This is a genomic window from Desmonostoc vinosum, from assembly GCF_059505385.1.
This window is the reverse complement of sequence record NZ_JCACKM010000033.1, coordinates 40,771-53,379: the sequence shown is the minus strand read 5'-3', so window position 1 is coordinate 53,379 and position 12,609 is coordinate 40,771. Positions and strand designations below refer to the sequence as shown.

Annotated in this window: 6 protein-coding genes and 1 pseudogene; 1 reads left to right on the top strand and 6 read right to left on the bottom strand. The window is 43.4% G+C overall.

Annotation, left to right across the window (positions count from 1 at the left end; translation table 11 throughout):
* Positions 1-1,119 precede the first annotated feature (1,119 nt).
* The 5 genes from AC5JMF_RS05065 to treZ all read right to left on the bottom strand — a co-directional run bounded on the left by AC5JMF_RS05065 (position 1,120) and on the right by treZ (position 10,353).
* Positions 1,120-2,346: a M20 family metallopeptidase gene (locus AC5JMF_RS05065; RefSeq protein WP_495794635.1), complete on the bottom strand. Its 1,227-nt coding sequence runs from the start codon at positions 2,344-2,346 to the stop codon at positions 1,120-1,122.
* Between the two features lie 57 nt (positions 2,347-2,403).
* A complete protein-coding gene (gene bioD / locus AC5JMF_RS05060) occupies positions 2,404-3,090 on the bottom strand; it encodes a dethiobiotin synthase (RefSeq protein ID WP_495794634.1) in 687 nt (228 codons plus the stop codon).
* A gap of 500 nt (positions 3,091-3,590) precedes the next feature.
* A complete protein-coding gene (locus AC5JMF_RS05055) occupies positions 3,591-5,105 on the bottom strand; it encodes a trehalase family glycosidase (protein WP_495794633.1) in 1,515 nt (504 codons plus the stop codon).
* Positions 5,106-5,473: 368 nt separating this feature from the next.
* Positions 5,474-8,263, bottom strand: a complete 2,790-nt coding sequence (gene treY / locus AC5JMF_RS05050; protein ID WP_495794632.1) for a malto-oligosyltrehalose synthase — start codon at positions 8,261-8,263, stop codon at positions 5,474-5,476.
* A 242-nt stretch (positions 8,264-8,505) separates the two neighbouring features.
* Entirely contained in the window at positions 8,506-10,353 is a 1,848-nt protein-coding gene (gene treZ / locus AC5JMF_RS05045) for a malto-oligosyltrehalose trehalohydrolase (RefSeq protein WP_495794631.1), read from the bottom strand.
* A 307-nt stretch (positions 10,354-10,660) separates the two neighbouring features.
* Between treZ and AC5JMF_RS05040 the strand changes: the two genes are divergently transcribed.
* A complete protein-coding gene (locus AC5JMF_RS05040) occupies positions 10,661-11,869 on the top strand; it encodes a NupC/NupG family nucleoside CNT transporter (protein ID WP_495794630.1) in 1,209 nt (402 codons plus the stop codon).
* 31 nt (positions 11,870-11,900) lie between these two features.
* Here the strand turns inward: AC5JMF_RS05040 and AC5JMF_RS05035 are convergent.
* Positions 11,901-12,485 (bottom strand): annotated as a pseudogene (locus AC5JMF_RS05035) (Uma2 family endonuclease).
* Positions 12,486-12,609: the final 124 nt, after the last annotated feature.

Here is a 12,609-nt window from a genome sequence, read left to right as displayed (position 1 = left end):
CGCTTTGGCGCTGTTGTAAGGTTGCGGTCATGGTTTTATGATTGCTTTTCGTTTACGTATGTATGTGTTAGGCGTTTGTGCCTATGAAAATAATTTACATTGCTTTACAAAATTTAATCAAGTACTTTAAGTTTTGTAAAACTGATTGCCAATATTAGCTTTACTTATCTAAAGGTTAGACATATATTGCTGAGGTAGTGGCGTGTCTAGCCTTAAATGTTATAAAAAAATTGTAGGTTGGGTTGAGGAACGAAACCCAACCTACGTCATTAAATCTAATGCACTAAATTAGCTGAAACAGTCCACTGCTAGCGCGACCAGGCTAAAATAATGTAATAAGTTTTCTTGTGGGGTGGGCCGAAAAGCCATTGGTGTCAACTTAACGCGAAACCGCACGTCCGTCAGGGATTATAAATCCCTGTCTCATAGCTAAAGTCCTCTGAAGAGGACTAAATAGCGCGAACATTTTCAGTCTACTGAAGTAGACTTGAGCAATTATTGACACTCCCCGTCCTGAAGTTCGGGGATTCTTGGATCGCGCTTAGTCCATCGACTTTACCCTCACCAAGCTTCACCTCGACGTGCCCCGCCGATGAGTAGAGAAAATTCCGTGCGCTCCCTAGGAGCCAAAACTTTCTCAGGATTTGCCGCCCGTTGCGAGACAGGTTCCTCCACCGAAGTGCGAGCCTCTGCCTGTGTTGCGGATTCCTCTAGTCTATCAAAAAGCCGGGAAACGAAGCACGGGGCTTGTACCTATCTTTTCGGTCAGGGAATTATATTCCCTGGCTGGCGAACAACACCCAATGAGTATGCTATTTTTGGCTTAAGTTGACATTAATGGCATCTTGCCCACCACGGACGGGCGAGACGCCCATCCCACAAGAGTTATTTTTAATGCAACATTTAAGGCTAGACACGTCACTACTGGACTGACACAGCTAAAATGATGCAATAAATTTTCTGGTAGGACAGGATGGAAAAACCCCCACAGACGGGCAAGATGCCCATACCACAAGAGTTTTTCTAATACACTATTTTAGTTATGTTACGCCACTACTAGCGTGTCAAGGCTAAAATTTCATACAAGGTAGGTTGAAACCACGGAGGATTGTGGGCAACCTAGTTTTCCCTGTTAAAAAACTTTTCTACGCAACGAACAAATATTTCTACGCCCATGATTAAAGCAGTTTCATCAAAATCAAACCGGGGATGATGATGAGGATAGGCTAAGTCTTTGTCTGGATTAGCAGAACCTAAGAAGAAATAGCAACCAGGTACTTCTTGGAGGAAAAATGACATGTCTTCGGCAGCCATAGTTTGGCATTCTGGGACGACACTCATAGGGGTTTCTACTACTTGTTCTGCTACCGATCGCACTAATTCTGTAATCTCTGCATTGTTGATTACTGGAGGGTAAAGTCCCCAGTATTTTAAGTCATAATTCGCGCCGTGACTCTGGCAAATTCCAGCAATAATCTGCTCTACTCGTTGTGCAAAAAATCCCTGATAAGTGGGGTTAAAATACCTGACTGTCCCACTCATTTTAGCTGTATCAGCAATTACGTTATGTTTGGTTCCTGCGTGTAGTTCACCTACCGTAACCACCGCCGAATCAATGGGATTAACATTGCGAGCGACAATTGTTTGTAAAGCGTTGACAATTTGAGCCGCAACTACTACAGAATCAATGGTTTGATGAGGCATAGCCCCATGTCCACCTTTGCCAAAAAGCGTGCAATTGAAGGACTCTACAGCCGCCATTAATGCCCCACTCCGAACGCCCACCGTTCCTAAAGGCAGATTATTCCATAAGTGCAATCCGATAATTGCGTCAACATCAGGGTTTTTCAATACCCCAGCATCAATCATCGGTTTTGCGCCCCCTGGTGATTCTTCCGCCGGCTGAAAGATAATTTTGACGGTTCCAGAAAAGTCTTGGCGATGCTGCTGAAGATAGTAAGCTGTACCTAGAGCGATCGCTGTATGTCCGTCATGTCCACAAGCGTGCATCACTCCTTGATGCTGAGATTTGTAGGGCACTTCGTTGAGTTCTTGAATTGGCAAAGCATCCATATCGGCTCGAATCGCCAATACTTTGGCAGTGGGGAGTTGTTCGCCTTTGATGGTGGCAACGATGCCAGTTTGAGCAATGCCAGTTTGATGCTCTATTCCCCATTCTTGTAAATTATACCGAACAAACTCAGCTGTCAGTTTTTCTTGAAAACCCAACTCTGGTTGTTGATGCAATCGACGCCGCCACTCGGTTAATTGTGGTTGCAATGAGCGGATTGCCAGCCGGATACGAGAGAGGTCAACAGAAGCAGGGTTTGGGAATGTGGAAACCATGTGAAGACAAGCTAGTTTAAACAAAGCTAACTTAGATTATCTTCTCAGTTTAATTGCTCAGAAAGTGTTGAGTGTTTCCAAATCTAAATCTGATGCCACTTTGGCAAGTTTTTCTAAATCAGCAGGGTGATCTAAATAAGGTATGCAGCCTAAAACAGGCGTATTAGTTAGTGATTGAATTAAATCTGGTGGTGTCCAGTCTGCTATTTCTGCATCCGAACGGGGCTGCACGCAGTTGATTACAATGCCTTTGAGATCCACGTGTGATTGTCTAGCTAATGCTACATTCGCAACTGCTTGGGCGATCACACCTAATCTTACTGGTACTACTAATATAGTTGGTAAACGCCATTCTCCTGCCAAATCAGCTACTGTCAATTCCTCTGTGACTGGAGAACCTAACCCTCCCAAGGCTTCTATAAGGACGAAATCGCGACGCTTTTGCAGATTTGACAAAGCTTGCCAGACAACCGCTAAATCCACAGAACGATTTTCCCTTGCTGCTGCAATGGGAGGAGCCAGAGGTGCTTGAAAATATAAAGGTGTGATTTCTTGTGCAGATTGTTCTAGTGTAAACAGCTTTTGATACCACTCGCGATCGCCTACTCCCGACTGAATCGGTTTCATGATTCCTAAAGATTGCTGTGGATGATATTTCTGCCAATAGGCTGCCAAAGCTGTAGTTAAAACAGTTTTGCCAGCTTCTGTATCAGTTCCAGTAATGAGTAAGGTGTTTGAGGGCATGGGAATTGAGAATTGAGAATGGGGAATTTTGTTAACGCAATGGTAGCGAGTCCGCGTTTGCTTTTAGCGTCTCGTAGAGAGCGTCATTTTGAATTGTTTAACTACGAATTACGAATTAACGTTTAATGTGAATTAAGTTGGGAAAAATTGGTCTTGCTGATGTCATAAATCTTTGCCCTCACCCTAAATCCCTCTCCCAGTTTGGGAGAGGGACTTTGAAATTGCTCCTCTTCTCCCACACTTGGGAGAAGAGGTTGGGAGATGAGGGCTATTGTTGCATTCATCAACGGTATTCTAATTCACATCAGACGTAACTACGAATTACGAATCACGTTAGCGCAGCGGTAGCGAGTCCTCGATAGCGTCAGCGTAAAGCCTGCGGCATAGCTTCGCTTAGAGCGACACAGGAGCGTCGCGTCATTACGAATTATTTAATTCGTGCTGCTTGTGGGGAAAGTTTCAAACCTTTGCTTTTTCCCTGTTCGGTATCATTTGAGGGTTTACAAATTCAATGCTGCTAGTAGTTCTAAAACGACTCCGTTAGTCCAGCCGAAGCCGATTTCGTTGGAACTATAGCCGAAGCAGATTTCATCGGAGACTTTAGCAGAACAACGCTCAACATCATATTTCTCAACTATGGTACCGTGACGCTCGAATTCTTTAATTACCATAGCCAAAAAATTGTGAGCGATCGCATCACCTTCTTGCTGATAACCATAACGATGCAGTCCCTCGACAGCAATCAATGTTAAGGGTGCCCAACCAAAGGGTGCGTCCCATTGATTACCTGTAACACGAGTGCTGGTGAAAATTCCTCCCGGCGCTTCAAACACATAGATGTTTTCGGCAACGCGTTTGGCTTGTTCTGGTGAAGCCATGCCCATCCACAGGGGATAAAATGTGGTGGCAAATTCGTAGCGGCGGCGCTCTCCATTTTGCAGGTGATAATCTAGGTAAAGTCCCTGTTTTTCATCCCACAGGTACTTATTAATTTGATTGCGGCGATTCTCTGCCCGTTCGCGCCATTGTTGCACCAAGTCTTCGTTGCCAAAAATCTCGTTAATTTGCGCTAAGTCTTGCTCCATTTGATACAGTAAACTGTTGAGGCACACGGGAGCGTAGTGCAAGATATCAATACTGAAAGGGCCAAATCGGTTGGTGATATCAAAGCCAGACTCACGCATGGAGCGATCGCCTTTGTAAAATAAATTGGTCAGTTCGTCATTTTCCCGGTCATAGTAAAGACTCACATCGTAATCTTCTACCTCAAAGGTGCGGTAATATTCCTTAACACGCTCATAGTGACTTCGCCCTTCCTCATCTCGCTCAGAGAACAAAACTTCCGGTGCGGGGCCGTCCCCAAAGGCATAAAATCGGGATAAGCCCGTCGCTGGATTAAGGTGAGGCGGTACCACCCAGTAATAGTAAAATCGCTCTAGCAAAGGCACAGTTGACTTCAACCATTCTTCATCTTGGGTATGTTGAAACAGCGTCATCACCATCATACTGAGGACGGGGGGCTGCGATCGCGACAACATGTAAGTCCGGTTGGAATTTAGGATAGTACCGTAATGCTGCACCTGATATAGCAGTTGTTCAACCTGGCTTTTCGCTAAATCCAATTCTCCATCTCGCAACAATCCCAGCAAGATAAAGTAACTATCCCAGCCATACATTTCATTAAAGCGCCCACCAGGCACAACATAAGGCCCAGGCAAATACAGCAACCCATGGCCTCGAATCGCCTCAACTTCTGCTGGTAAAGTGCGAATCGCAATCTGTTCCATATCCTTAGCAGACAATGAGCGCTCCAACACAGACTGAACATTGGGACAATCTTCTTGGGGCGAAATATAGACAATCCAAGGAGTACCGGGCTTGTGTTCTAACTTGTCATCTTTGGCTGATTGTAATAAATGTTCGTGCGATCGCGTTAACGTTTTCCACGTTTTTTTAATATGTGCCCGCACGGCATTGATTTGCTTAGTAGCAAAAGTTGATTGAGTGTTCATCATATGTTTTGGGAATGGGGGGACTGGGGATTGGGGACTGGGACTGGGGACTGGGGATTGGGGACTGGGGAATTAAGAGGACGCGGGGAGTATAAATGAAAGTTTCTCCGCGTCACCGCGTCTTCCCTCTACTCCCATTGGTATCAAGTTAACGTAGAACCAATGTCCCGCAAGGAATTGAAGTTCCTTGCTGATAGCAAAAGTCATTCTTAGATGACTGAATATCCCCCAAGATTTTGAGTCTACTTCAGTAGACTTGAGCTATTAGCCAAGAAATAAATTTCTTGGCGGGTGAGGAAGCCAACACCGAAGCTATTTCTAGCTTAAGTTGACACCAATGCCCTACTCCCCACTCCCCACTCCCCACTCCCTCAATTACTGACTAACAACGCAACTGGAAAATCAGCCAGGGCGGCACCAATAGATAATGTTCCTTTTGCCTCTAGGGGTTGCTGAGTCAGGACGTTTTTCCAAGTGGAATTACTGTTTGGTAATTCTAGCTGTGTGTCTTGCCATACCGATTCACCTAAAGGGTCTTTTCCTGGTTTGATCAGGCGAGTGAAAAAGCGAGGGGCGATCGCGATCGCTGTTTGATTGCCCAAGCGACGGGCAAAGGCAATAACTTGATTAGCGTGGGTTCCTTGAATTTCTAATGGGAGATAGTCGCCATCTTGAAATAACTGACGATAATCTGTTCTGGCTTTGAGTACTTGCGCTGTTAAGAACAGTTTGATTCTGCCGTCGGTCTTGTGGCTGAGCAAATCTTGTATTAAGCCGAGAATATCTGCCTGAATTTGCTCTTTGATGGCGCTTAAATAAGTACGTCGCTGCTCAAAATCTACAGGACGGCGGTTGTCTGGGTCAACTAAGCTCAACTCCCAAAGTTCTGTTCCTTGGTAGAAGTCGGGTACGCCAGTTGCAGTGGCTTTCAAGAAAGTTTGCGAGAGGGAGTTGAACATTCCATAGTATGCAACCTGCTGCTGTAGGGGATAAAAAGCTTCGAGAAATTGCCCCGAAACCGCAGGATCTAGCACTTTTTCTACAAAGGAGGTGCAAGCTTGTTCGTATTCGCTGTCTGGCCGCAACCATGCAGTATGAACTTTCGCTTCCCGGATGGCTTTAATCATGTATTCCTTGACACGTTCAACGAAAGATGCATGTTCGTCTTCGGTAAAGGGAAAAGCCCCTACTAGTGTTTGATAAAGGAAATATTCATCGTTGCGATCAGGCATGGCAAAGCCGTGGCGATGGCTGCGATGTCCTTGATTAAAGTGACTCCAAATATTTACCTGTTCTTCCCACTCTTCGGGAATTTCTGACAGCACATTTAACCTGGCTCGCACATCTTCACCGCGCTTGGTGTCGTGGGTGGCTGTGGCGTTCATTGTATGGGGCCAGTTGGCTTGGTGCTGCTGGTTAAAGCGATGGAACTCAGCTACAGAAACACCAAAATGACTGGGATTTCCGCCCACTTCATTCAGTGATAGCAAGCGGTTGTAAACATATAATGTAGTGTCTTCTACGCCTTTGGCCATTAGGGGGCCGCTATATTGCTGCATTCGCAAAACAAAGTAGATCCATTGGTCGCGTTCTGTTTGATTGAGAGAGTTATCAAACTCTAATAACATCACCTTTTCGATAAAGTCCAGCTCGTGCTGCAAGAGGGGTGTTTGTTCCTTAGCGGCGCTAATTACTTCCCCAATAAAAACGCGATCGCCATCTTGAATGCCATCAGGGGTGATGTAGGTACGGTAAATCGGGAACAGCGTCAAAACTTCGGCGATCGCTCGTTTGAGTCCATTCAGTGTAAAGTCGTTGCCATAGCGATATTTGCTGGAAATATTCTTTAATAAACTAGCTAAATTATCCAGATCTCCTACTAAATTCTTATCTAAAATTAGTTGTTTTTTCTCTTTAACTAAGGATGAATAATTTACTTTTGCACCCAAGAAAGCATGGTAAATTTTATCGAACCAAGATTCAGTTTCCGATTGGCAAAATACACCATTTACATAGTTTAAAAAGTCGTATCCTGATGTGCCTTGAATTTTCCAGTTATTAGGCAAATCTTCAGTAAGTTCTAAAATCTTTTCTACAGTGATGTAAACATCACCCATCTTTTCTTGCAACCGTTCTAGATACTGGGTTGGGTGATAAAGCCCATCAATATGGTCAATGCGTAAGCCAGTAAATTTACCTGACTCAACCAATTTTTGAATCAAACTATGGGTGTTGTTAAATACGCGCAAATCTTCAACTTTGACGGAAATTAGTTCGTTGACAGTGAAGAAACGACGGTAATTCATTTCTTCCGCTCCTACTTTCCAGAAGGCAAGACGGTAAAATTGATCGTTCAGTAAATCATCTAGCAAGTTAAAACTTTCTGAATTTCCCGCCTCTCCATTAAAAGTTTTGAGGTTTTCGTCAATAAATTCGTGAATAGCATCGTTTGTAGTGTAGAGTTCCCAAACTAAACCTTTGATAAACGCGATTTGGTCTTGTCGCTGTTTTCCTGCTACTTCTGAAGGTACATTTTTGAGAATGTAAAGAACCCCTAATAACTTAATAAAATCAGGATGATTGCGTCCTAATGTCCGCGTGAGTTTGCCTAAATTGTAGGTGAGAAATTTGGTGTAAGACTCTAACCGCAGTGGTACTTTTAAGCTGTAATAGTTGACAGTTAAACCACTTTGTTCATATTGCAGTTGAATATCTCCGTTTTCTAAGCAGACACCATAAAAGTCTCCCAGCAAAGGAGCTAAAATTCGTTCTTCGCGATCGCCAAAAGGTGAATTCCAACAAATATCAAAGTAATCAGTGTAGCTAGAATCTGGGCCATGTTCCAAAATATCCATCAAATAGGGGTTTTCGCTACTGTATGCCATATGGTTAGGTACAATATCTTGTAGCCACCCCAAACCAAGGGATTGTAATTTGCTGACTAATGCCTCAAAAGACTCGGTAGTTCCTAATTGGGGATTGAGTTGTGCTGCATCTACTACATCATAACCATGAGTACTGCCAGTTCTAGCTTTAAAAATTGGCGAAGCATAAAAATCAGAAATACCCAAATCTGCTAAATAAGAAGCGATCGCTTGAGCGTTTTCAAAGCCAAATTCGGGTGTGAATTGAATTCGATAAGTTGCTGAAGGAATACGCATGGTTTTGTTTTTTGGGGAATAGGGACTGGGGAATAGTTCGTAGGTTGGGTTGAGGAACGAAACCCGACATTAACATTGCTTTGTTGGGTTGCGCTTCGCTTAACCCAACCTACTTTTCTGAATTACTGGAATAATAACTCTGTATTTGTAACCATAATTACGAATTACGCGCTTCGTAGCGGTAGGTTAGCGCAGCGTAAAGCCTAAGGCATAGCTTCGCTTAGAGCAAGGTAAGAGCGTCATTACGAATTAGTTTCATACAAAACTATCGAGGTAGATTGCAATGTCAATTCTTGCCCCACAGATAAATCCTCTGGTGCTTGAGAACCAGATCCCAACCATGAGGTATCTGCTGAGTCTAGGAGTTTGCGACTATTACCTGGAATTGGCAAAGTTACACTGACAGCAGATGAATTAAAATTCATCGCCAAAACTAACTCACTTGTCTCGCACCAACGCCGCACCATAACTAATTTTTTATCTTCATCGCTAGCCGCTTCTATAAAGTTACGGTCTTGTTTTAAAAGTGCTGGGTGCGTCTTCCGCAAATTAATTAACTGGCGATACCATTCCCACAGTATCTTGTGCTGACCTTCGTGGCGTAATTGCCAGTTGAGTTTAGAACGCAAGAAGGTTTCCGCCGCTTCTGGATCTGGTGGATCTTGTGCGTAGTGGAATGCTTCAAACTCTTGTTTGCGTCCAGCGCGAACGGCTTGAATTAAATCGGGATCGGAGTGACTAACAAAGTAGATAAAGGGTGCAGTTTCGCCGTATTCTTCTCCCATGAACAGCAGTGGCAAATATGGCGACAACAGTACAGCGCCGGCTGCTAACTTTAATCCCTCAAATGATATCCGCTCCCAAAGCCGTTCTCCTTTCATTTGGTTGCCGATTTGGTCGTGATTTTGAATACACACGACAAACTGTGATAAAGAGCGATCGCGGCAAGATATGCCATGAAATCGTTTACGGTGGGGAGCATAGCGCCAATCGTAGACAAAAGTATCTGTGTAAGCTTTTGCTAAATCAGCACACTTGCCAAAATCTTGATAATATCCTTGGCGATCGCCTGTTAAGAGAGCGTGCAATGCATGGTGAAAGTCGTCATTCCATTGGGCATCGATGCCATAGCCACCCAATTCTGGTGGACGAATGATTTGCGGATTATTCAAGTCACTTTCGGCAACTAGATGGCGTTGCCATGTTTGCCGCTGTGAAAAATTATCAACAGCTTCCGCTAATTCCCACAAAAAATGCTTAGCTCCTAAATCATAAATTGCATGAATTGCATCCAACCGCAAAGCATCAATGTGGAATTCTTGCAACCAATACAGCGCATTTTGGATGAAATAATTTCGTACACCTTGGCTATGGGCGTCATCGAAGTTCAGCGCGTCGCCCCATGGTGTCTTGTAGGTTTTGGTAAAGTAGGGTGCGAATTGACCCATGTAATTCCCTTCAGGGCCAAAGTGATTGTAAACCACATCCAGCACTACAGCAATGCCGTTTTGATGGCAGGCATTTACTAGCTGCTTGAGATCAGCAGGGCTACCGTAGGAATTTTGCACAGCAAACGGGTAAACGCCGTCATAACCCCAGTTACGGTATGTCAAAGCTGCCTCAATATGAGTATCGCCCGGAAACTGGGCGATCGGCATGATTTCAATGGCATTAATCCCTAGTTCCTGCAATTCTGATAAGCGGGGAATGATAGCGCTAAAGGTTCCTTCGGGCGTGAATGTACCAACATGGAGTTCATAGAAAATCATCGATTCTAGTGAAATGCCATCCCAAGCTTGATCCGTCCATGTAAACTGATGATCAACAACTTGAGACGCACCGTGAACGCCATCGGGTTGATATTGCGACGCCGGATCGGCATGGGTGTCTTGGCCATTCAAAACATACTGATACATTGTGCCTGGATACACATCATTAACTTTTGCTTGCCAGTATCCCTCTGCCTGATGTTTGAGTGCAATTGCTTGTTTTTGTGGTGTCAAAATTTGCACCGCGATGCTTTCTAATGTTGGACACCAAACTGTAAACTCGCACTCTCCGTTACCCAAGTAGTGAGCGCCAATTTTCACGCAGTATTCTCCCTGTAGATCGTGTGTTATGTCGAATAGCAGTCTGTGAGGGACTGGGGATCAGGGATTGACATTGCGTAATGTAAATTCGGATCAAGAAAATTATTTCCCAGTTTCCAATCCCCAGTCTCCAATCCCCCTAATTACAAACACGCCAGATAAAATCATGGTCGTTCTACCAGATAATTGGCTAGCATCGCAAGGTGGATTTTGGGTTGGAATTTTATCTACTTAAGGCATAATTGGTATTTGAATCACAAACTCTGAACCCTCATTTGGGAGGGAATTCACTTCTTCAGAATTAAACATGGAACGTGTTATCTCTGCTTTAGGAATCATATTTTTTGTCACTATCTCTTACATTTTCTCTGTGAAACGTAATGCAGTGCGTTGGCGCACAGTAGCATGGGGATTGGGATTAGAATTTATACTTGCATTAGTAATACTTAAAACTCCTTGGGGTTTAAATGTGTTCAAATCTTTGGGAGATATTGTTAGTAATTTTTTAGCATTCTCTGATGTTGGTGCCAAATTTGTGTTTGGAGAAAATTTTAAAGATCATTTATTTGCTTTTCAGGTACTGCCGACAATTATCTTTTTCTCAGCTTTTATCAGCGTCTTATATTACTACGGCATTTTGCAGCGAGTAGTGAATGTATTGGCATGGGTGATGATCAAAACGATGAAAACATCAGGTTCGGAGTCTTTATCTTGTGCAGGTAACATTTTTTTAGGGCCTACAGAATCGGCACTGATGGTTAAGCCTTACGTAGCTAACATGACGCAATCAGAACTCCATGTAGTGATGACAGGAGGTTTTGCTACAATTGCCGGCGGAGTTTTAGGAGCATATCTTTCCTTTGGGATACCGGCAGAACACCTAATTGCAGCTTTTTTTATGACTGCACCTACATCGTTGGTGGTATCAAAATTACTATATCCAGAAACAGAAACATCACAAACAGCTGGTAAAGTCAAGATGGATTTAGAGACCGATTACGTTAATGTAATTGATGCCGCAACTACCGGAGCAATTGACGGCGTGAAGCTAGCAGTTAACGTTGGGGTAATGATTATTGCTTTTTTGGGTTTGCTGGCTGCTTTCAATGCCCTGCTGGGATGGTTGGGGGCGCGTGTTGGTTTGGCGCAGCTATCATTAGAGTGGATTTTATCGTTTGTGATGGCTCCCGTAGCCTTTTTGATGGGTGTGCCTTGGGCTGATTGTACACAAGTGGGGGCATTGTTGGGTAAGAAAACTATCCTCAATGAATTTATTGCTTTCTTAGATTTAAAAACATTAATTGAGAGTGGCAAAATATCGCAACGGGCAGTAATTATAGCCACTTATGCATTGTGTAATTTTGCAAATATTGGTTCAATTGGGATTACTATTGGTGGCATTGCCGGGATGGCACCACAACGCCAACATGATTTAGCTCGCATGGGTGTAAGGGCAATGATTGGTGGATTACTTGCCAGTTTTATCACCGCTTCTATTGCTGGGATGCTGATTTAAAAGGACTGGGAATGCTCCCGAGCAACTCAGCTTAAACTGCTAAAATTTGCTGTGTTGTGAGAGTCAAATTTGGAAAAATAAAAGAAACAATTCTATTGTTACCTGAAAATTCTGTTTGCTTATAGATGCCATCAATCAGCAATAAAACAATAACTTGATATTTTTTCAGATCTACAATCCAATATTCAGAAATACCTACGCTCTTATATTCTTGCTCCTTAATTTTATAGTCTGTTTTTTGAGAGCTAGGACTAACAATTTCTACAGCCAATAGTGGCGCATCTTTCAAAACAGCAGATTGAGTTTTATCAGCTTTAACTTTAGTCTACTGTGCTTGAGTAATAACACATAAATCTGGAGTGCGAGAGCGGTCTTTCCCCGTTTTAGGGTTAATGCCTACATACACCCCCACATCACGTTTGACTATCCAAGGTTGTCCTTGTTTGCTAATTTCTGCTTTAAAAGTATCAGACAAAAAATCAATTACATCTGAGTGTTCGCCTGTTGGTAATGGAACCATCACTAGTTCTCCATCAACCAATTCATAGCGATTATCAGTCCCGTCATCGTAGGTAAGATATTCCTCAAAACTCAATTGTGTTTGTGTATTCGTCATAAATTTTATGACTCTTGAATTTTCGTGCTAGAGAGCGCTAGTAAAGCTTTTGGTTTCAAAGTAAAGCTTGCTATGGACAGGCAAGACGCCATTGGTGTCAACTTAAGCTAGAAATAGCTTCGGT

Excerpts from the sequence above, each read along its gene's own strand:
- AC5JMF_RS05040 (WP_495794630.1), top strand. The coding sequence starts at position 10,661 with ATGGAACGTGTTATCTCTGCTTTAGGAATCATATTTTTTGTCACTATC.
- bioD (WP_495794634.1), bottom strand. The coding sequence starts at position 3,090 with ATGCCCTCAAACACCTTACTCATTACTGGAACTGATACAGAAGCTGGC.
- AC5JMF_RS05065 (WP_495794635.1), bottom strand. The coding sequence starts at position 2,346 with ATGGTTTCCACATTCCCAAACCCTGCTTCTGTTGACCTCTCTCGTATC.
- AC5JMF_RS05055 (WP_495794633.1), bottom strand. The coding sequence starts at position 5,105 with ATGATGAACACTCAATCAACTTTTGCTACTAAGCAAATCAATGCCGTG.
- treY (WP_495794632.1), bottom strand. The coding sequence starts at position 8,263 with ATGCGTATTCCTTCAGCAACTTATCGAATTCAATTCACACCCGAATTT.